At 71.1% G+C, this 21,628-nt stretch carries 8 protein-coding genes and 3 pseudogenes; 9 read left to right on the top strand and 2 right to left on the bottom strand.

Features of this window, described 5'->3' with window-relative positions:
- A pseudogene (locus AOK24_RS50400) lies at window positions 1-173 on the bottom strand (serine/threonine-protein phosphatase); the annotation flags it as partial.
- A 170-nt stretch (window positions 174-343) separates the two neighbouring features.
- A complete protein-coding gene (locus tag AOK24_RS09140; protein ID WP_055719550.1) occupies window positions 344-1,291 on the bottom strand; it encodes a methionyl-tRNA formyltransferase in 948 nt (315 codons plus the stop codon).
- Window positions 1,292-1,523: 232 nt separating this feature from the next.
- Between AOK24_RS09140 and AOK24_RS09135 the strand changes: the two genes are divergently transcribed.
- The 9 genes and pseudogenes from AOK24_RS09135 to AOK24_RS50395 all read left to right on the top strand — a co-directional run.
- Window positions 1,524-2,870 (top strand): lysine N(6)-hydroxylase/L-ornithine N(5)-oxygenase family protein, encoded by a 1,347-nt coding sequence (locus tag AOK24_RS09135; RefSeq protein WP_055719549.1) that lies wholly within the window; start codon window positions 1,524-1,526, stop codon window positions 2,868-2,870.
- 79 nt (window positions 2,871-2,949) lie between these two features.
- Window positions 2,950-4,008 (top strand): FecCD family ABC transporter permease, encoded by a 1,059-nt coding sequence (locus AOK24_RS09130; protein ID WP_055719548.1) that lies wholly within the window; start codon window positions 2,950-2,952, stop codon window positions 4,006-4,008.
- Window positions 4,005-5,069, top strand: a complete 1,065-nt coding sequence (locus tag AOK24_RS09125; RefSeq protein WP_055719547.1) for a FecCD family ABC transporter permease — start codon at window positions 4,005-4,007, stop codon at window positions 5,067-5,069. Before AOK24_RS09130 ends, AOK24_RS09125 begins: the two co-directional genes overlap by 4 nt.
- Before the next feature lie 109 nt (window positions 5,070-5,178).
- Window positions 5,179-6,021, top strand: coding sequence for an ABC transporter ATP-binding protein (locus tag AOK24_RS09120; RefSeq protein WP_055719546.1), 843 nt, complete (start codon window positions 5,179-5,181; stop codon window positions 6,019-6,021).
- 134 nt (window positions 6,022-6,155) lie between these two features.
- Window positions 6,156-7,220, top strand: coding sequence for an iron-siderophore ABC transporter substrate-binding protein (locus AOK24_RS09115; protein ID WP_055719545.1), 1,065 nt, complete (start codon window positions 6,156-6,158; stop codon window positions 7,218-7,220).
- Entirely contained in the window at window positions 7,220-9,013 is a 1,794-nt protein-coding gene (locus AOK24_RS09110; RefSeq protein ID WP_055719544.1) for an ABC transporter ATP-binding protein, read from the top strand. The genes AOK24_RS09115 and AOK24_RS09110 overlap by 1 nt, the downstream gene beginning before the upstream one ends.
- Window positions 9,014-9,089: 76 nt before the next feature.
- Window positions 9,090-19,934 (top strand): non-ribosomal peptide synthetase, encoded by a 10,845-nt coding sequence (locus AOK24_RS09105; RefSeq protein ID WP_055719543.1) that lies wholly within the window; start codon window positions 9,090-9,092, stop codon window positions 19,932-19,934.
- Window positions 19,921-21,368 (top strand): annotated as a pseudogene (locus tag AOK24_RS09100) (ABC transporter transmembrane domain-containing protein); the annotation flags it as partial. The gene AOK24_RS09105 and the pseudogene AOK24_RS09100, both read left to right, overlap by 14 nt.
- A gap of 2 nt (window positions 21,369-21,370) precedes the next feature.
- Window positions 21,371-21,544: pseudogene (locus AOK24_RS50395) on the top strand (ABC transporter ATP-binding protein); the annotation flags it as partial.
- Window positions 21,545-21,628 lie beyond the last annotated feature (84 nt).

Here is a 21,628-nt window from a genome sequence, read left to right as displayed (position 1 = left end):
GCCCCCGGCAGGAACACCAGCAGCCCGAGCAGCAGCACGGCCGACCCGGACAGCTCCCCCAACGCCTCCACCGACACCGTCACCCCGACAACGGTCAGCGCCAGCTGAACGTTCCCGGGCGGCTCGATCGCCTCAATGGCCTCGACAGGTCTCGCACGACGGCTACCGGACATCCCAACTCCCGGGCAGGTGATGATCTGGTCATACCGTATGCAGTCACACCGCCCTGCGAAGAATCGCCCCGCCGCTGTACACCGCCCGAAGCCGGCCGCCGCCGCCCCGACAGGGATCGGGTGCGGCGGCGGCCGGGCGTCGGCCCCGGGACCGTACCGGGGCCGACGGATCAGGGGTGGGTGGTGAGGTAGCCGCCCATGGAGGTGAAGTAGTCGGTGGCCGCCAGTTCGCGGCCGTCCTCCGTGCGGACCCGGGTGATGGCGAGTCCGTGGTTGCGGCCGGTGCGGGCGTCCGCCCCGGCGACGACGACCACGCCGTCGCCCTCGCGGTAGAAGATGCGGCCCGGGGTGCCGCCGTAGCGGGACGCCGAGACGAAGGACGCGAGGACTTCGAGGCGCTTGCCCTTGTGGTACGTGAACGCGCTCGGGTACGGGGCGGACTGAGCGCGGACCAGGCGTTCGAGGACCTCGGCCGGCCAGTCCCAGTCGATGCGGATGTCCTCCTCGGCGCGCTTGTGGAAGAAGGTCGCCTCGGAGCGGTCCTGCTTCGTGAACTCCGTTTTCCCAGAGGCGATGTCGGCGAGCGCGGCGACCGTGACGGGGGCGATGAGGTCGACCGTCTTGTGGAAGAGGTCGGTGGTGGTGTCGGTGGGGCCGACGGGCACCGACTCCTGGCGGACGATGTCGCCTGCGTCCAACTCGTCGTTCATCAGGTGCGCGGTGACCCCGACCTCGGGCTCCCCGTTGATGAGCGCCCAGATCAGCGGCGAGAACCCGGCGTACTTCGGCAGCAGCGAGTCGTGGATGTTGAGCGTGCCGTGCCGGGGCAGTCCGAAGACGCGCGGCGGGATCCACGTACGCCAGTTGTTGGCGACGATGATGTCCGGGTCGGCGTCCTTGAGGCGCTGGAAGAGCTCCTCGTCGTCGGGCCGGTTGCGGATGACGACCGGTACGCCGTGCTCCTCGGCGAGGTCGGCGACCGAGTCGCTCCAGATCTTCTCGTAGGCGTGGTCGCTCCTGGGGTGCGTGACGACCAGCACGACGTCGTGCTCGGAGTCCAGAAGGGCTTGGAGGGTGCGGTGCCCCCAGGTCTGGTAACCGAACATGACGACCCGCATGGGGTTCCTCCTCGAAGCAGGGCTGACCGGATCAAGCGACGTGCGGATCAAGTAAAGCAAGGCTTACCTTAGCTTTCAACGGGCAGTCCTCTCGCCGCTGTTCCTATCGACAGCTCCACCGGATTAGCTTAGGCTCACCTAAGTTGCCGGTGTGCCGCTGTTCGGCATGCCCGTCATCCCGCACTTTCCCCCACGCCGACACATGGCGACTGCCCCGCACGATGGGAGAGACATGTCACAGGTGCTTCCTGCTGACTCACCACTGGTCCACGACCTCATTGGGATCGGCTTCGGCCCCTCCAATGTGGCCATGGCGATCGCACTGGAGGAGCACAACGCCCGAGTCGGCGGCGAGAAGGCGGTGAGCGCCCACTTCTTCGAGCAGCAGCCCCGCTTCGGCTGGCACCGGGGCATGCTCATCGACGACGCGACGATGCAGGTGTCCTTCCTGAAGGACCTGGTGACGCTCCGGAACCCGGCCAGCGAGTACAGCTTCCTGTGCTACTTGCAGAGCAAGGGCCGGATGATCGACTTCATCAACCACAAGAGCCTGTTCCCGCTGCGCGTCGAGTTCCACGACTACTTCGAGTGGGCCGCGGCGAAGGTCGACCACCTGGTCTCGTACGGCCATGAAGTCGTCGGCGTGGAACCGGTGTTGCGCGACGGCGAGATCGACTGCCTGGACGTCACGGTCCGGTCCGCCGAGGGCCTCGCCGTCCACCGCGCCCGCAACCTGGTCATCGGCACCGGCCTGCGCCCTCTCATGCCCGAGGGCGTGGAGCGCGGCGAGCGCGTCTGGCACAACTCCGAACTCCTCGCGAAGGTCGACGAGTTGGAGGGCACCGACCCGGCCCGGTTCGTCGTCGTCGGCGCCGGCCAGTCCGCCGCCGAGAACGTCGCCTACCTGCACCGCAGATTCCCGGACGCCGAGGTGTGCGCGGTCTTCTCGCGCTACGGCTACAGCCCCGCCGACGACAGCGCGTTCGCCAACCGCATCTTCGACCCGCAGGCAGTCGACGAGTACTTCGAGGCGCCCGAGGCCGTCAAGAAGCGTCTGATGGACTACCACGGCAACACCAACTACTCCGTGGTGGACATCGACCTGATCGACGACCTGTACCGCCAGTCGTACCAGGAGAAGGTCCTCGGCACCGAGCGCCTGAAGTTCATCAACGTCTCCCGCCTCACCGGCGTCACCGAGACCGAGGACAAGGCCACGGCCGCCGTGACCTCCCTGGTCACCGGCGAGGAGACGTATCTGGACGCGGACGTCGTCGTGTTCGCCACCGGCTACAGCCCCGCCGACCCGCTCGGCCTCCTCGGCGAGGTCGGCGGCCACTGCCTGCGCGACGACGAGGGCCGCGTGCGCGTCGAGCGCGACTACCGCATCGCCACCGGGCCCGGCGTCCACGCCGGGATCTACCTCCAGGGCGGCACCGAGCACACCCACGGCATCACCTCCTCCCTGCTCTCCAACACGGCGATCAGGGTCGGCGAGATCCTCGACTCGCTCCTCGACCGGGGCCTCAAGTCCGCCTCGGACGCGGCCCGTTCGGTCGCCGACGGCACCACCCGCTGAGCCGCCGGCCCCGCGCCGCCGGGCGCGGGGCCCGACCGGCCGCGATCACCCACGGACCGAAGAGATAACGTACGACGACATGGGCACGACTACTGTTGCGCGCCCCGTGACCGGGGGGTCGAAGCACACCCGCCGACGACGGGTCGCGGGTCTGGGCACCCTCCTGGCGCTCCTGGTGATCGCCTCGGCACTCTCCCTCGCCGTCGGGGCGCGGGCGCTGAGCCTGAGCGAGGTGTGGCACGGCCTCCTCGGCGCGCCGGCCGACGACCAGCGGCTCACCGAGATCCGCCTCATCGTCCGCACGGTACGGGTGCCGCGCACGGTCCTCGCGGTCGTCGCCGGGATCGCGCTCGGCGTCGGCGGCTCCCTCATCCAGGGCTACACCCGCAACCCCATAGCCGACACAGGGCTGTTGGGCGTCAACGCGGGCGCGTCCTTCGCGGTCGTCACCGCGATCGCCGTGTTCGGGTTCACCAGCCCCTTCGCGTACGTGTGGTTCGCGTTCCTCGGCGCCGGGCTCGCCGGAGTCGTCGTGTTCGGGCTCGCCAGCATCGGCCGGGGCGCCGGCAACCCGCTCACCCTCGCCCTCGCCGGGCAGGGCATCACCGTCTTCCTCGCCGCCATGACCACCGCGATCTCCCTGGGCAACCAGACCGCGCTGAACGCGCTGCGGTTCTGGAACGCCGGATCGGTCGCCGGGGTCGGCTTCGACGTCATCTGGCCGATCACCGGCTTCGTCGCCGTCGGCCTGCTGATGGCGGTCGCCACCCTGCCCGCGATGAACCTCCTCAACCTGGGCGACGACGTGGCGCGCGGACTCGGCGTCGATGTCACCCGCAGCCGGATCATCGGCATCACCGCCATCACGCTCCTCGCGGGCGCCGCCACCGCCGCCTGCGGGCCCATCGCGTTCCTCGGCCTGATGGTCGCCCACATCGCCCGCTCCCTCACCGGACCCGACTACCGCTGGCTCGTCCCGTACGCCGGACTGCTCGGCGCGGTCGTCCTGCTGGTCTGCGACATCGTGGGCCGACTCGTCGTCAGGCCGGGCGAGTTGGAGGCCGGAGTCGTCGTATCGCTGCTGGGGGCGCCGTTCTTCGCCGTCCTCGTCTACCGAGGAAAGTTCAAGAGCGCATGAACGGCACCGAGTTGAAGCCCCCGCTGGCGCCCGGCATCCGGCTGGGCAAGGTCTCGTTCGTGTGGCGGCCCTGGGTCGCCCTGGTCACCCTCGTGCTCGCGGCGGCGGCGTTCCTGCTGTTCTGCCTCTCCATCGGCACCGGCGACTTCCCGATCAGCCTCTCCCGGGTGATCTCCACGATCTTCGGCGGCGGCGAACAGGTCGACCGGTTCGTCATCATGGACCTGCGCATGCCGCGCGCGCTGGCCGGGCTCGTCGTCGGCATCGCGCTCGGCGTCTCCGGCGCGATCACCCAGTCCATCGCCCGCAACCCGCTGGCCAGCCCCGACATCCTCGGCATCACCAGCGGCGCCAGCGCGGTCGCCGTGTTCCTGGTCACGGTCTCCGGGGGAGCGGCCACCGCGATCGCCGACACCCTCGGCCTCTCCGCCGCCGCGCTCCTCGGCGGCCTCGGCACCGGGCTGCTCGTCTACTTCCTCGCCTGGCGGCGCGGCATCGACGGCTTCCGGCTCATCCTGATCGGCATCTCCGTCAGCGCCGTCATGCAGGCCATCACGACCTGGCTGCTCGTCGGGGCCGACATCAGGGACGTCGCCCGCGCCCAGGCGTGGCTGGTCGGCTCGCTGGACAACCGGTCCTGGAACGAGGTGTGGATCGCCCTGTGGTGCACGCTCGCCCTGCTCGCCGTCGTGACCTGCGTCGCCTTCCAGTTCAAGCCCCTGCACTTCGGCGACGACGTGGCCGCCGGACTCGGCGTCCGCTACTCCGCCGTACGGTCCGTGCTGCTGCTGTGCGCGGTCCTGCTGGCCGGGGTCGCGGTGAGCGCGGCGGGCCCCGTGCCGTTCGTCGCGCTGGTCGCGCCGCAGGTGGCGATGCGTCTGGCGCGCTCCGCGACACCCCCGTTGGCCGCCTCCGGGCTCTTCGGCGCCGTCCTGCTGCTCGGCTCCGACCTCGTCGTGCGGGCCGTGCTGCCGGCCTCGCTGCCGGTCGGCGTGGTCACCGCCGCGATCGGCGGGCCGTTCCTCGTCCACCTGCTGGTGCGGGCGAACCTGAAGCGGTGACCGGCCCCCCGGGAAGCCGGCCCCCCCGGCAAACCGGCCCCGGAGCGGCCGGGTTCCCAGGAGTACCTGGTACAAAGGTTAGGCACACCTAAACAGGCAAGGGGGCCCTGTGGTCGCTCAGCACATCACCGAGATCGAGTCCCCGGCCGTCGCGGCGACGCGGCTGGCCGCGCGAGGCGTCACGGTCGGGTACGGCAGCCGGACCGTCATCGACGACCTCGACGTGGCCGTGCCGCCGGGTGTCATCACCACGATCATCGGGCCCAACGGCTGCGGGAAATCAACCCTGTTGAGGACGCTGTCGCGGCTGCTGAAGCCCACGAAGGGCTCGGTCGTGCTCGACGGCGACGACATCGCGCGCCTCAAGACCCGGGACGTCGCCAAGAAGTTGGGGCTGCTCCCCCAAGCGCCGGTCGCGCCCGAGGGGTTGACCGTGTCCGACCTGGTCGCACGCGGCAGGCACCCGCACCAGAGCTGGCTGCGGCAGTGGTCCTCGGACGACGCCGAGGTCGTCGAGAAGGCCCTCGACATGACCGGCGTACTCGACCTCGCGGACCGGCCGGTGGACTCCCTGTCGGGCGGTCAGCGCCAGCGCGTATGGATCTCCATGACGCTGGCTCAGGGCACCGACCTGCTGCTGCTCGACGAGCCGACCACCTATCTCGACCTCGCGCACGCCGTCGACGTCCTCGACCTCGTGGACGACCTGCACGAGTCGGGGCGGACCGTCGTCATGGTGCTGCACGACCTCAACCTGGCGATCCGCTACAGCGACAACCTCGTGGTCATGCGGGACGGCGCGATCCTCGCGCAGGGGCACCCCCGGGACGTCGTCACCGCCGAACTCCTCGACGCCGCCTTCGGGTTGAAGGCGCTAGTCATCGACGACCCGGTGGGGGACCGGCCGATGATCGTGCCGATCGGGCGTACGCATGCCCGGCTCGGCGAATGATCCGGACGATTACGCTAGTTAGGCTAGGCTAACCTCAGTTTTCTGGGTAGGGTTTGCCTGCCCTTTGAACGAGGCGCGCGCTCGTCCACCGGGCGCCGGACCAGCTGGACAACGTGAAGGCAAGGGATTGCGGGATGCTGCTCCACAGAACGACGCTCAAGAACCCCCGGCGCCGGCTGGCGGCCACCCTGGCCGCCGCGACGCTCGGCGTCGGCCTGCTCGCGGGGTGCGGCTCCAGCGACTCCGGCGACTCCGGTGACAACGCCGCCGCTTCCACGTCCCCCAGCGCCTCCGGCGCCTTCCCCGTCACCGTCGACCACTTCTTCGGTTCGACGACGGTCAAGAAGGCCCCCGAACGCGTCGTCACCGTCGGCTACACCGACGACCAGACCGTCCTCGCGCTCGGCACCAAGCCCGTCGGCATGGTCGACCAGTACCCGAACCCGGCCGGCAAGTCCCCCGACATCAACACGCAGTGGCCGTGGGTCAAGGACAAGTGGGGTGACGCGAAGCCCGAGGTCATCATGAACAACGGTGACTCCGGCCCCAACTTCGAGAAGATCGCCGCCCTGCGGCCCGACCTGATCATCGCGGTGTACTCCGAGATCGACAAGGCCGCCTACGACAAGCTCTCGCAGATAGCGCCCACCGTCGGCCGCACGAAGGCGGAGAAGGAACCCTTCAGCGCCCCCTGGCAGGACAACGCGCTCCAGATCTCCAAGGCCCTCGGCAAGGAGAAGGAGGGCGAGCAGCTGATCCAGGGCGTCCAGGGGCAGCTGGCCGCCGCGAAGAAGGCGCACCCCGAGTTCGCGCAGCAGACCGCCGTCGCGTTCTCCTGGTACAAGAACTCCATCGCCGCCTTCACCTCCACCGACGTCCGCGGCCAGCTCCTGACCGGCATGGGCTTCAAGTACCAGACCGGCATCGACAAGGTCGCCGGCGGCAGCTTCTCCACCCAGCTCTCCCCGGAGCGCGTCGACCTCGTCGACGTGGACCGCGTCGTCGTCATCAACGACAAGGCCGACACCGACGCGCTGAAGAAGTTCAAGCTCTACACCAACCTCGGCGCCGTCAAGAACAACAAGGTCACCTACCTCCTCGACAGCGAGGGCCCGGCCGTCGGCGCCGCCATGTCGCAGGCCACGCTCGCCTCGATGCCGTACGCGATCGACGAACTCGTCAAGGCGGTCACCCAGTAATGTCCGACGCCGGCGTGAGCACCGCCACGCGCCCCGCCCCGGCGGCGCTGCGCACGGCGACCGGCCGCGAGGCCGCGCGATGGGTCGCGGAGCACTGCCGCGAGGTGCCCGGACTGGCCGCGGCCACCGTGCTCACCACGGTGGCCGGGGCCGCCCTCCAGGTCCTCCCCGTCCTCCTCCTCGGCCGCGTGGTCGACGGGGTCGTGGGCGGCGAGGACCGGTCGGTCCTGTTCACCATCGGCGTCACCATGGTGGTCGCCGCGCTGCTCGGCGCGGTGGCCACGGCCGTCTCCACCTATCTCATCGGGCGGCTCGGCGCCGACCTGCTCGCCCGGCTGCGCGAAGGCGCCGTCCGCGCCGTGCTCGGCATGCCGAGCTCCCGCGTCGAGCAGGTCGGGCGCGGGGACGTGCTCTCCCGGGTCGGCGACGACGTCGCCGTGATCTCCCGGGGGATCCGGACCGCGATTCCAACGGTCTTCTCCGCCGGGGTACTTGTCGCCATCGCCACCACCGGCATGTTCGGGCTCGACTGGCGGCTCGGGCTCGCGGGGGCCGGGGCGCTGCCCGCGTACGCGTTCGCGCTGCGCTGGTACCTGCCGCGCTCCGCCCCGCTCTACCGCAAGCAACGCGCTGCGCAGGCAGACCGGGCCCAGGCCCTCATCAGCGGGCTTGACGGGATCGACACCGTTCGTGCTTACCGGCTTGAGGACACCTTCCGCGAGAAGGTCGACACCGAGTCGTGGCGGGTACGCAACTACGGCATCGAGGTCTTCCGGTTCTTCGGGCGGTTCGTCGGACGGGAGAACCGGGCCGAGTTCATCGGGCTGACGCTCATTCTCCTGGTGGGGTATGCCCTGTTGGAGAACGACGCCGCGACACTCGGTGACGTCTCCGCGACCCCGCTGCTCTTCCATCGGCTGTTCACGCCGCTCGGCGCGATCATGTTCACCTTCGACGAGGCCCAGAAGTCCGGGGCCAGTCTTACGCGGCTCGTGGGTGTGCTGGGGGAGGGGACTTCGGGGCGGCTCGTCGGGGATGCGGATGTGGCTGACTCCGGGGCGTACGGGGTGGCTGTGCGGGGGGTTACCTTCAGCTATCCCGGTACTGAGCAACTTGTGTTGCGGGACGTCGACTTGACCATTCCTGCTGGGGGTTCGCTCGCGCTCGTCGGGGCCACCGGGGCCGGGAAGACGACCCTTGCCGCGCTCATCGCCGGGATCGGGACGCCTGACGCGGGCACGGTGCGGATCGGGGGGACCGACCTCGCCTCCGTCGACGAGGCCGGGGCCCGGGCCCTGGTGAGCATCCTCACCCAGGAGAGTCATGTGTTTTCCGGTCCGCTCGCGGAGGATCTGCGGCTTGCCTCGCCTGGCGCTACCGACGAGGAACTCGCCGATGCGCTGCGGACGGTGGGGGCCTGGGAGTGGGCCTCCGCACTTCCCGAGGGGCTTGATACGCCGGTCGGCGAAGGCGGCGAGCGGCTGGATGTGACCAAGGTTGCGCAACTGGCGCTGGCGCGGCTGGTGTTGGCCCGTACGCCGGTTGTCGTGCTGGATGAGTCGACTGCTGAGGCCGGCAGCGAAGGGGCTGCCGAACTGGAGCGGGCCGTGCTGGCGGCTTGCGCCGGGCGGACGACGTTGTTCGTGGCGCACCGGCTGACGCAGGCGATGTCGGCGGACCGGATCGCTGTTCTCGACGCCGGTCGGGTTGTCGAGCAGGGGACGCACGACGAACTCGTAGCCCTGGGCGGACGGTACGCACGCCTGTGGCGAGCCTGGCGCGAAGGAAGTTAGCTCTTCCGCCGTCCGCCACCTCAACCCCCCACCCTGAAGCCGACGTTCACAACGTGAAAGGGACGCGGAGTCTTCGATGCTGGAATCTGGTACTCGATTTGTACGGCTTTCTCCCGAGCAGCTCGCCGGTGTGCGGCGGCGGGTCGGTGGCGATCACTCCGACCGGGCCATCAGTGAAGCGTGTGCCATCGGGCTGGAGTTCTGGGCCGGAGGGGTCAACCCCGAGGGTATTGAGCTGACGTCGGCGACCCTCTTCACCGACGTACTCGCCTGGGTCGGGAACCGCGACGGGGAGGCGTACGACATTCCCGTCCCCGACGGTGTCGAGCCCGGCGACGCGCAGCTCGCCCTCGATGACCTCGCCGACTTCCCCGACCGCCCGCTCGGTACGATCGCGCCCTCCAGTGTGGCCGCGCGGCTCGCGCTCCTCGCGGAGTGGAACGACAACCGGGCCGACCGGGACCGTCCGACGATCGTCGAGATGTTCCGGGAGCAGGCGCGGACGAGGCCGGACGAGATCGCGGTCGTCGACGAGCACCGCGCCCTGACGTACCGTCAAGCGGCCGAGCTGTCCGGCCAGTTGGCGCACCACCTCATCGAGCGCGGGCTCACCGACGAACAGGTCGTCGGCATTTCCCTGGGCCGCTCCGCTGAGATGGTCGTGGGCCTGCTCGCGGTCCTTCAGGCGGGCGGCGCCTTCGTCCCGCTGGACCCCCAGTGGCCGGCCGCGCGCCGGGCCGTGGTGATCGAGGACGCGCGGGCCGTCCTCCAGCTCAACCCGACGGGTGAGTACGAGGAGGCCGAACCCCCCGCCGTGGCGGTCGACTTGGGGGAGTGGGCGTACGACGCGTACCCCACCGGCGGCACAGGCGTCACCCCGCCCGGCGACGGACTCGCGTACGTGATCTTCACCTCCGGCTCGACCGGCCGCCCCAAGGGCGCGATGATCCGGCACGAGGCGATCAGCGAGCGCCTGCTGTGGCAGGTGAACGAGATCCTGCACTTCGGCCACGACGACGCGTCCCTGTTCAAGGCGCCGCTGTCGTTCGACATCTCCATCAACGAGATCTTCCTGCCGCTGGTCAGCGGCGGACGCCTGGTCGTGCTGCGCCCCGGCGGCGAACGCGACCCGCACCACCTGCTGAGCGTCATCGCCGAACAGCGCGTCACCTTCACCTACTTGGTGTCGTCGATGCTGGACGTCCTGCTGGAGATGGCCGGCGACTCGGGGAAGCTGGACAGCCTGCGGCACGTGTGGTGCGGCGGCGAGGTCCTCACCCCGGAGCTGTACGAACGGTTCCGGACGAAGCTCGACATCCCGATGTACCACGGGTACGGCCCCGCCGAGACGACCATCGGCGTCTCCCACGTCATCTACCGGGGCAGGGCCGGACGCCTCACCACGTCCATCGGCAAGGCCAACCCGAACACGCAGCTCTACGTCCTGGACAACGAACTGCGGCCGGTCCCGGTCGGCGTCGGCGGTGAACTCTACGTCGGCGGCTTCCTGTTGGGGCGCGGATATGTCAACGCGCCCGGCCTGACCGCGTCCCGCTTCGTCGCCAACCCCTTCGCGGACGACGGCTCCCGCCTCTACCGCACCGGGGACCTGGCCCGCTTCACTCCTGACGGCTCCCTCGACTTCCTCGGCCGCGTCGACAACCAGATCAAGATCCGGGGCATGCGCCTGGAGATCGAGGACGTCGAGGTCGGCCTCGCCGAACACCCCGGCGTCCGCTACACGTGCGTCGTCGCGAAGAAGAACTCGGCGGGCGGCACCTACCTCGACGGGTACGTCATCCCCGCCGCCGGACACGAGACGCTCACCGGCGACGAGGTCAAGGCGTGGGCGGCCGAGCACATGGTCGAGTACATGGTCCCCACGCACGTCGTCGTGATGACCGAGTTCCCGCTCACCGCGAACGGCAAGCTCGACCGCAGGGCCCTGCCCGAACCCGAGGTCCGCACCGGCACCATCGTGCCGCCCGCCAGCGAGAACGAGCGGATCGTCTGCGCGGCCGTCGCGAAGGTGCTGCGCCTCGACGAGGTCGGCGTCAACCAGGACATCTTCCAGCTCGGCGGCGACAGCATCCTCGCCATCTCCCTGCTCGGCGCCCTGCGCGAACAGGGCCTGCACGTCACCGCCCGCCAGATCTTCACGCACAGCGTCGTCGGCGCGCTCGCCGCCGTCGCGAGCCGCGAGGACGTCTCCGCGACGGACCACGCGGACGTCCCGACCGGCACCGTCACCGGCTCGCCCATCGTGCGCTGGCTCGGCGAGACCACGGACGCCGTCGACGGGTTCGTACAGTCCGTCGTCCTGAACACCCCGGCCGAACTCACCGAGGACGCCCTCGACTCGGCGCTCACCGCCCTCGCCGAACGCCACGACATGCTGCGCGCCCGGCTGGTGCGCGGCGAGCAGTGGGGCTTCGATGTCCCGCCCGCCCGCAGGGCCTCGGTCGACTGGCAGGAGAGCGACCTGCCCCTGGCGGACTGCGTCGCCCTCGCCACCGCCGGGCTCGACCCCGACGACGGCGTGATGCTGCGCGCGGTCTGGCGCCGCACGGCACGCCAACTCGTCCTCGTCGCCCACCACGTGATCGTCGACGGCGTCTCCTGGCGCGTCCTGCGCGAGGACCTCGCGACCGCGTGGAACCAGTACAGCTCCGGCGCGAACATCGAACTCCCGCCCGTCGGAACGTCGTTCAGGCGCTGGACGCAGCTCCTGGAGCGGGCCGCCTTCGACGCCGATCGCGCCTACTACGAGCGGGAGCTGCCCGGCCCGGACCAACTCCTCGGCAGGCGGGCCCTGTCGGACACCGACACCGTGGCCGGCGAACGCGTCCGGGTCCTCACCACCGACCCGAAGACCACCGCCGCGCTCCTGGGCGACATCCCCGCGAAGTTCCACGCGGGCGTCAACGACGTCCTGCTCACCGCCCTCGCCGTCGCCCTCTCCCGGTTCCGCAAGGAGCGCGGCCAGGAGCAGACGTTCGCGCACATCGAGCTGGAGGGGCACGGCCGCGAGGCGCGGTTCGTCGCGGACTCCGCCGGGTTCGAGCCCGAACTGTCCCGTACGGTCGGCTGGTTCACGACCCTGTTCCCGGTGACCGTCGACCCCGGCACCACCGAGGACCTCGCCGCCGCCCTCAAGGCCGTCAAGGAGGACCTCGCCGCCGTCCCCGGCAACGGCCTCTCCTACGGCGTCCTGCGCCACCTCCACGGCGCCGGCTTCACCGCCCCCGCACCCCAGGTCCTCTTCAACTACCTGGGCCGCTTCAGTGCAGGCGCCGACGGAGACTGGGAACTCTCGGGCGCCACCGACCAGTTGGGCGAGAAGCGCGACCCCGCCATGCGGCTGCCGCGCGCCCTGGAGTTCAACGCGATCGCCGAACCCGACCCGGACACCGGCGAGTTCCAGCTCGTGACCACCGTGTCCTGGCCGTCCGGCGTGTTCACCGACGACGACATCACCGCCCTCGGCGACCACTTCCACGCCGCCCTCGACGGACTCGCCGCACTGGAGGCGGGCGGCCACACCCCCAGCGACTTCGACCTCGTCCCGCTCACCCAGGCCGACGTGGACGCCTACGACGGGCCGCAGTTGAGGGACATCCTGCCGCTCACGCCGTTGCAGGAAGGCCTCTACTTCCACTCGGTCTTCGACGACGACTCGTCCGGCGCCTACGTGGAACAGCAACTCCTCACCCTGGAAGGGGAGGCCGACGCCGACCGCCTCAAGGCGGCGGCCACCCGCCTCCTCGACCTCTACCCCAACCTCGCCGCCCGCTTCACCGCCCTCGCCGACGGCCGCGTGGTCTCCGTCCTGGAGAGCGGCGTCGAAGCGCCGTTCACCGTCCTGGACCGGCCCGGCATCACCGACGCCGAACTCCGCGACCTCGCCGAGCGCGACCGGCGCGCCGGATTCGACCTGGCCGCAGGCCCGTTGATGCGCTACACCCTGGTCCGCGCCACGGACCGCACGGTGCTCGTCCAGACCGTGCACCACATCATCGCCGACGGCTGGTCCGTCCCGCCGATGCTGCGCGCCCTCCTCGCCGAGTACCACGCGCCCGGCAGCGTCTACCCGATCGGCGGCTTCGCCGACTACGTCCGCGCCCTCGCCGGACGCGACGCCGCCGAGACCGACCGCGTGTGGCGCGCGGAACTCGACGGCTTCACCGGCACCTCCCTGGTCGCCGAGGGCCACACGCCCTCCGACACCTTCGCCGAGGTCTCCGCCCCGGCCTCCGTCGAGACGCCCGGCGTACCCCTGAGCGTCGCCGTGCACAGTGCCTGGGCCGTCACCCTCGGCGGCATCCTGCACAGCACGGACGTCGTCTTCGGCTCCACGGTCTCCGGCCGCGACGCCGACGTGCCCGGCATCGCGGACATGGCCGGCCTGTTCATCAACACCATTCCGGTACGCGCCCGTTGGGACGCCCGCACCACGGCCGGCGACCTGCTCGCCGCCGTCCGCGAACACCAGAGCGCGGTCCTCGCCCACCAGCACGTCTCCCTCTCCCGGATCGGCGCCGGCGCCCTCTTCGACACGCTCGTCGTGTTCGACATAGCGACCGACGTCACCGCCCTGCGCCGCCCCGGCGACACCCTCGCCGTCACGGAGATCGTCAACGAGGGCGCCCCGCACTACCCGTTGACCCTGGTCGTGGAACGCGACCGCTTCAACCTCATCTACGACGCGGAGGTGTTGGGGGAGCGCGACGCCCGTACTGTCCTCGACATCTTCACCTCGACCCTCACGGCACTCCTCGCCGACCCGGACGCCCCGGTCGCCGGACCGCGCTCCACGACACCCCCCGTCGAACAGACCCCCCTCAGCGTCCGGTTCGACACCACCGCCTGGGGTAACCCGCACGCCACCGCCGTCACCCAGATCGCCCTGGACGGCACGACCCGCTCCCTGACGTACGGCGAACTCGCCGACGCCAAGACCGAGTTGGCCTGCGCCCTGCGCGCCGCCGGAGTCGGAGCGGGCCGGCGCGTCGCCGTGGCCGTGCCCCGCTCGGTGGAACAGGTCGTCGCGCTGGTCGCGGTCGTCAGCGCGGGCGGCGCGTACGTACCCCTCGACCTCGCCTACCCGGACGAGCGGCTGGGGCACATCCTCACCGACTCCGCGCCGCAGGTCGTGCTCGTCGACGCCGAACACCGGGACCGGTTCACGGAGTTGCTGGCCCGGACCGGCGTCGACGCCCGGGTGATCGTCCAGGGCGAGGAACTCCCCCTGGACGGCGAGCCGTTCGAGGTGGGCTGGCACGACCCGGCGTACGTCATCTACACGTCCGGCTCGACCGGGCGGCCCAAGGGCGTCGTCGTCCCGCACTCCAGCGTCGTGACGCTCCTCGCCAACACGCAGCCCGCGATGGGCTTCGGGGCCGACGACGTGTGGGTGCAGTTCCACTCCTACTCCTTCGACTTCGCGGTCTGGGAGCTGTGGGGGGCGCTGCTGCACGGGGGCGAACTGCTGGTCCCCGAGTACGGGTTGACGCGGTCACCGGTCGACTTCCACCGGATGGTGCGCGAGCGGGGGGTGACGGTTCTCAACCAGACGCCGTCCGCCTTCTACCAGTTCGTCGAGGCTGATCGGCAGAGCGGGGAGACGTTGCCCGCCCTGCGCCGGGTCGTCTTCGGGGGTGAGGCGCTCGACCCGGTGCGGCTGCGGGGGTGGGTCGAGCGGCACGGCACGCGGACGCCCGAACTGGTCAACATGTACGGGATCACCGAGACGACCGTGCACGTCACCCACCGGGTACTCACCGACGAGGACTTCGCGGCCGACGCCAGCCCGATCGGGGGGCCGATCCCGGGGCTGGTGACCTACCTCCTCGACGACCGGTTGAGGCCGGTTCCGCCTGGGAAGGTCGGTGCGATCTATGTCGCCGGGGACCAGGTGGCCCTGGGGTACCTCGGGCGGGCCGGGCTCACGGCGGGGCGGTTCGTCGCCGATCCGTTCGCCGGGGACGGGTCGCGGATGTACCACACCGGGGACCTCGCGCGCCGGACGCTCGGCGGGGAGCTGGAGTTCGCCGGGCGAGCCGACGACCAGGTCCAACTCAAGGGGTTCCGGATCGAGTTGGGGGAGGTCGAGGCCGCCGTACGCGAGGTCGACGGGGTGACCGATGCCGCCGTGACCGTCGCGGACAGCGGGGACCACCTCGTCGCGCACGTCGTCGGGCGGGCGCCCGGCGACCTGGCCGAGCGGCTCGCCGCGAAGCTGCCGGTGCACATGGTGCCGGGGCAGGTGCTGGCCGTGGACGCGCTGCCGTTGACGGTGAACGGGAAGCTGGACCGGAAGGCGCTGGTGGCGCGGGCGGCTGAGGAAGCCGCCGATGCCTTCGAGGGCTTCGGCGCCTTGGCGGGCTCGGGTGCCGGTGCTGGCCTCGCCGCCTCCGATGCAGCTGCTGGTGTGGCTGGTGGCGCCGCCTCCGAGGGCTCTGCGGTCGCTCCTCAGGCTCTCGACGCCCTGATCCGCATCTTCGCCGACACGCTCCCCGGCACCGACATCGACGCCGACACCGACTTCTTCCGGGCCGGCGGCGACAGCATCGTCGCCATCACCGTCATCAACCGTGCGAGGGCGCTGGGCCTGGCCATCGCCCCCCGGGACGTCTTCCTCCTGCGCACCCCCCGCGCGCTGGCCGGACGCGTGAGCGTCCCCGTGGCCCCCGCGCGCCAGGCCGAGCCCGTGGTGGACGGCCCCCTCACCCCCACCCCGATCATCCTCCGCCAACGCCAACTCGGCGGCTCCCTCGCCAGGTTCGCCCAGGCGAGGACCCTCACCACTCCCGAAGGCACCGGCTTCGCGGACGTCGAGCGCGCCGTCGAGGCCGTGATCACCGCCCACCCGGCCCTCCGGCTCCGCCTGACGGCCGACCACGGCGTCTGGACGCTCAGCACCGAACCCGACGCCGAACTCACCCTCGTCCGCAGTACGTTGCCCCCGGCAGCCGCCGCCGACGACCTCGCCGACCGCCTCGACCCCGAGGCCGGACGCGTCGCCGGGTTCGCCTGGCTGGCGGAGACCCGGACCCTGGTCGTGGTCGTGCACCACCTCGCCGTGGACGCCGTGTCGTGGCTGATCCTCCTGGAGGACCTGGCAACGGCCCTCACCGGCAAGGACCTCGCGCCACCGACCACGTCGTACGCGCAGTACGCCGAAGCCCAGGCTGCCCGGGCCCAGCAGGACACCGGCGACCTCGGCCACTGGATCACCACCCTCGAAGCGCCACAACTCGTGGCGTCCGTCGGCGAGTTGCGCGAGGCGACGGCCGTCCTCGACCCGGACACCACCGACCGCCTCGCCCGAACCGCCCCGACAGCCCTGGGAGTCGGCCTCACCGAACTCCTCGTCGGCGCCCTGCGCGTCGCTCTCACGGCGGTTCAGCCCGAACCCACCGACCTGGCCGTGGAGTTGGAGCGGCACGGCAGGGTCCCGGTCCGCGAGGACCACGACTACACGCGCACCGTCGGCTGGTTCACCTCGATCGCCCCGGTCCGCCTCACCGCGCACGCCGACCCCGTCGAAGCCGCCCGCGAGGTCGCCGACCGGCAGCCGGACGAGCAGGGCCACGTCGCCTACGGCAGGCTCAGGTACCTGAACCCGCAGACGGCCCCGCTGCTCACCGCCCGCCCCCAGGTGCTGTTCAACTACCTGGGCCGGGGCAGCGAGTCGCAGGCGCTGCACATCGCCGGAGCCACCCCGGGCAGCCCGTACGCCGTCGAGGTGAACGCCTGGATCGCCGAGGACCGGCTCCACACCGAGTTCACGCTCGCCGAGGGCGTCCCGGACACGATCACCGACGCGTGGACGGCGGCGCTCACCCGCATCGCCGACGCCTCGACGACCGCCGAACGCACCGCACCCGTCACCCCCCTCCAGCGCGGCCTGTTCTTCCAGGCCCAGTTGGCGGGCCAGGCCGGGCACTACGTAGCGCAGAGCTGGTTCACCTTCGAACGGCGGCTCGACGCCGACCGGTTGGCGGACGCGATGGCCCAGGTCATCGACCGGCACCCGGTCGTGGGCGCGGGCTTCACCACCGACGACGAGGGCAACCCGGTCCAAGTCCTCAAGGCGGGCAGGCGCGTTGACGTCCAGACCGTCCAACTGTCCTCTTTCGAAGAGGTGGACGCCTTCCGGGCGGCGGACCGCGACGCCGGGTTCGACCCCGGGGAACCGCCGCTGATCCGCCTCACGATCGTTCAACTCCCGGATGGCCGGGACGGGTTGCTGCTCAGCTACCACCTCCTGCTGTGGGACGGCTGGTCCCGCGAGATCGTGCTGAGGGACCTGTTCGACGCGTACGCCGGTGACCTGACCCAGGCCCCCGCACCCAGCTTCGAGGAGTACGCCCGGACCCTCGCCGCCCGCGACACCGCCGTCTCCGAGCGGTTCTGGGCGGAGCAACTGGCCGGCCTCCCCGGACCGACCCTCCTGGCCGGCCCGGCCCCCGAGCTGTCGACGGACCTGCCCCCGACCCTCGTACACACCCTGTCCGCCGAGGACTCCGACCTCCTGCGCGAGGCCGCCAAGGCGCACGGCGTCACCCTCAACTCCGTCCTCACCGGCGCCTTCGGCCTCCTGCTCGGCGCGCACACCGGCCGCAGCGACGCCGTGTTCGGGGTGACCGTGTCCGGCCGCGAGGGGGAGGGGCTCGACGAGATCGTGGGCGTCCTCCTCAACACCGTCCCGATGTGGACCCGGGCCCGCGCCCAGGACTCCGTGCGCGCGTACCTGGAGAGCGTGCAGTCCACGCGGGTCGCCGCGATGGAGCACGAGCACCTCGGACTCGGCGAGATCCAGCGGGCCAGCGGCCACGACACCCTGTTCGACAACCTGTTCGTCCTCCAGAACTTCCTGGACCTGGACGCCTTCGCGGAGATGAACACGCGGCACGGCATCGTCGAGGTGAAGGCCGACGACTCGACCCACTACCCCTACACCTGGGTCGTGACGCCGGGCGACCGGCTGACGGTCAAACTGGAGCACCGGTACGGGAGTTCGGACCACGCCCGGCGCCTGCTGGACGACTACCTGCGCGTCCTGCGCGACCTGGCCCGCGCGAGCGGACCCGTCGGCGCGCTGCCGGGGCTCGGCGCGACGCCCGTACCCGGCGAGAAGACCGGCATCACCACCGACACGGTCGTCGACCGCTTCGACCAGGCCGCCGGACGCGATCCGGAACGGCTCGCCCTGGTCGCCGACGGCAAGACCCTGACCTTCGCGCAACTGCGGGACCGAAGCCGCGAGTTGGCCGGTGTGCTCGCCGGGCGCGGGATCGGCCCCGAGACCAACGTCGGGCTGGCGATCCCACGTTCGCTGGACTCGATCGTCGCCCTGTTCGCCGTCCTGCGGGTCGGCGCGGCCTATGTGCCGCTGGAGCTGGACCACCCGGACGAGCGGATCGCGGCGATCGTGCAGGACGCGCGGCCGGACGTCATCCTGACCGTGTCCTCGGTGGCGCCCCGCCTCCAGGGCGAACTGATCCAGCTGGACCGGCCGTTGCCGCCCGCCGAACCGTTCACCACGTTCGCGCCGGACGACCCCGACCGGCTGCGGCACCCGGCGTACACGATCTACACCTCCGGGTCGACCGGTAAGCCGAAGGGCGTGGTGACCGAGTACGCGGGTCTCACCAACATGCTGATCAACCACCAACGCCGCATCTTCGAACCGGTGTTGGCGCAGCACGGGCATCGGGTGTTCCGGATCGCGCACACCGTGTCGTTCGCGTTCGACATGTCGTGGGAGGAGCTGCTGTGGCTCGCCGACGGGCATGAGGTGCACATCTGCGACGAGGAGTTGCGCCGCGACGCGCCCCGACTCGTCGCGTACTGCCTGGAGTTCGGGATCGACGTCATCAACGTCACCCCGACCTACGCGCAACAGCTCGTCGCCGAGGGCCTGTTGGACGACCCGGACCGGCGGCCCCCGCTGGTCCTGCTCGGCGGGGAGGCGGTGACGCCGACGCTGTGGCAGCGGCTCGCCGAGACCGAGGGGACCGTCGGCTACAACCTGTACGGGCCGACCGAGTACACCATCAACACGCTCGGCGTCGGCACGTTCGAGTGCGCCGACCCGGTCGTGGGCGTCGCCATCGACAACACCGACGTCTACGTCCTGGACCCATGGCTGCGCCCCCTCCCGGACGGTGTCCCCGGCGAGCTGTACGTCTCCGGCGTCGGCATCGCGCGCGGCTACCTCGGCCGGCAGGGCGAGACCGCGCACCGGTTCGTGGCCTGCCCGTTCGGGGCGCCCGGCGAACGCATGTACCGCACCGGGGACCTGGTGCTGCGCCGGCCCGACGGCAACCTGATGTACCTCGGCCGCACCGACCAGCAGGTCAAGATCCGCGGCCATCGCGTCGAACTCGGCGAGGTGGAGGCCGTGTTCGCCGCGCACCCGGCCGTACGGTTCGCCGCCGCCGTCGCGCAGCCCGATCCGCAGGTCGACGGCGCGTACCGGCTCGCCGCCTATCTCGTCCTGGACGGCGCCGAGTTGGCGGACGTCGCGGCCGAAGTGGGCGCCGGGCTCCCGGACTTCCTGCGGCCCACGCACTACGCGCAGGTCGACGGCATCCCGCTGACCGTCAACGGGAAGGCTGACACGAAGGCGCTGCCCGAGGCCCGGCCGCTCGGCGCGCTGACGACGGCGGGGGAGCGCGGACCCGAGACCGAGACCGAGACCCTGGTCTGCGAGTTCTTCGCCGAGGCCCTTGACCTGGACGACGACGAGGTGAGCGCGGTGAGCGACTTCGTGTCCCTCGGGGGACACTCGATGCTGGCGGTACGGCTGATCGGCCTGCTCCGCCGCGAGTTCGGCCCCGTCGTGACCATCCGAGACCTGTTCACCCTGCGCACCCCGGAAGCGATTGCCCGCCACCTCGATGACAACTCCTGACCTCCAGCAGCCCCGCACCGGGGCCGACGAAGCCCGCACCGGGGCCGACATCCTGCGCACCGCGCTGCGCCGCAACGTCGGCGCGATGGCCGGCGGCACCCTCCTCATGGGCCTCTACCAGGCCGGGGAGACCGCCTTCCCCATCGCGCTCGGCCTCATCGTCGAACACACGATGCAGGGCCGCAGCCTCGACAAGCTCGGCATCTCCATCGCCGCGCTCGCCGTGATCATCACGACGGTCTCGCTGTCGTGGCGGTTCGGCATGCGCATCCTCCAGAAGGCCAACACGACCGAGGCGCACCGCTGGCGCGTGGAGGTCGCCGCCTGCGGCCTCCAGCCGGTCGCCCGCGACGTCGACCTGAAGTCCGGCGAGGTCCTCACCGTCGCGACCGAGGACGCGGACCAGACCGCCGACATCATCGAGGTCGTCCCCCTCCTCATCAGCTCCGTCGTCTCCCTCCTCATCGCCGCCGTCGCGCTCGGACTCGCCGACCTGCGGCTCGGGTTGCTCGTCATCGCCGGGTCCGCCGCGATCCTGACCGTCCTGTCGATCATGTCGAAACGGATCGGATCGAGTACGCAGGAACAGCAGGCCCGGGTCGCCCGCGCGGGCGCGAAGGTCGCCGACCTCATCACCGGCCTGCGCCCGCTGCACGGCTTCGGCGGCAACCACGCCGCGTTCCGCTCCTACCGGGCGGTCAGCACGGAGGCCAAGCAGCAGGCGGTCACCGTCGCCCGCGTCAACGGCGTGTACGCGGGCACGGCCCTCGCCCTCAACGCGGTCCTCGCCGCCGCCGTCACCCTCACCGCCGGGTGGCTCGCCTTCGAAGGCCGCATCAACATCGGTGAGCTGGTGATGGCCGTCGGCCTCGCGCAGTTCATCATGGAGCCCCTGAAACTCTTCTCCGAGATGCCGAAGTACGTGATGATCGCCCGCGCCTCGGCCGCCCGCATGTCCCTCGTCCTCTCGGCCCCGCCCGTGATGACCTCGGGTACCGAAACACCCTCCGCAGGCGGAGACTTGGAGATCGACCGCGTCCACTACGGCACGCTGCGCGACCTCACGTTCCAGGTGAAGGCGGGCGAGTTCGTCGCCATCGCCGCGTACCAGCCGCGCGCGGCGGCCGACTTGGTGTCCCTGCTCGCGGTGAACGTCCCACCGGACGGGTACGAAGGGGAGGTTCGCGTCGACGGGTCCGCGCTGGGGGAGTTGGCGGTGGAGGGGGTGCGCGAGCATCTGCTCGTGAACCCCTACGACGGCGAGATCTTCGCCGGGACCCTGCGCACGAACATCGACCCCTCGGGGACGAGCCGTACGGTCGACGAGGCGGTCGAGGCGTCGATGCTCACCGACGTCGTCGCTCTGCACAAGGAGGGCCTCGACTATCCCGTCCGTGACCGGGGCGCCAACCTCTCCGGCGGCCAGCGCCAACGNNCGGGTCGCGGATCTACGGAGGGGGCGCACGACGCTGGTGATCACCAGCAGCCCGGCACTGCTGGACGCCGCCGACCGGGTACTCGTCCTGAACGAGGGCGCGGTCACGGCGGAGGACACGCACCGGAATCTGCTGGCGACGGACGAGGAGTACTGCGCGGCCGTGGCGCGGTGAGGAGGCGGGGGCGGCGCAGTGCCGTTGCGGGAGCGTCCGCGACGGCCTCTCGTCCCCGCCCACTCCCGGGAACCCCGCCCCCTC

Origin of the sequence: Streptomyces niveiscabiei, from assembly GCF_001419795.1 — a bacterium.
Lineage (GTDB): Bacteria > Actinomycetota > Actinomycetes > Streptomycetales > Streptomycetaceae > Streptomyces > Streptomyces niveiscabiei.
The sequence above is the reverse complement of the archived record's forward strand: the minus strand, read 5'-3'. Positions and strand labels throughout refer to the sequence as shown.

What these genes read in the sequence shown, in the direction of transcription:
- AOK24_RS09110 (WP_055719544.1), top strand. Translation starts at nt 7,220, where the DNA reads ATGTCCGACGCCGGCGTGAGCACCGCCACGCGCCCCGCCCCGGCGGCG.
- AOK24_RS09125 (WP_055719547.1), top strand. Translation starts at nt 4,005, where the DNA reads ATGAACGGCACCGAGTTGAAGCCCCCGCTGGCGCCCGGCATCCGGCTG.
- AOK24_RS09115 (WP_055719545.1), top strand. Translation starts at nt 6,156, where the DNA reads ATGCTGCTCCACAGAACGACGCTCAAGAACCCCCGGCGCCGGCTGGCG.
- AOK24_RS09105 (WP_055719543.1), top strand. Translation starts at nt 9,090, where the DNA reads ATGCTGGAATCTGGTACTCGATTTGTACGGCTTTCTCCCGAGCAGCTC.
- AOK24_RS09135 (WP_055719549.1), top strand. Translation starts at nt 1,524, where the DNA reads ATGTCACAGGTGCTTCCTGCTGACTCACCACTGGTCCACGACCTCATT.
- AOK24_RS09130 (WP_055719548.1), top strand. Translation starts at nt 2,950, where the DNA reads ATGGGCACGACTACTGTTGCGCGCCCCGTGACCGGGGGGTCGAAGCAC.
- AOK24_RS09140 (WP_055719550.1), bottom strand. Translation starts at nt 1,291, where the DNA reads ATGCGGGTCGTCATGTTCGGTTACCAGACCTGGGGGCACCGCACCCTC.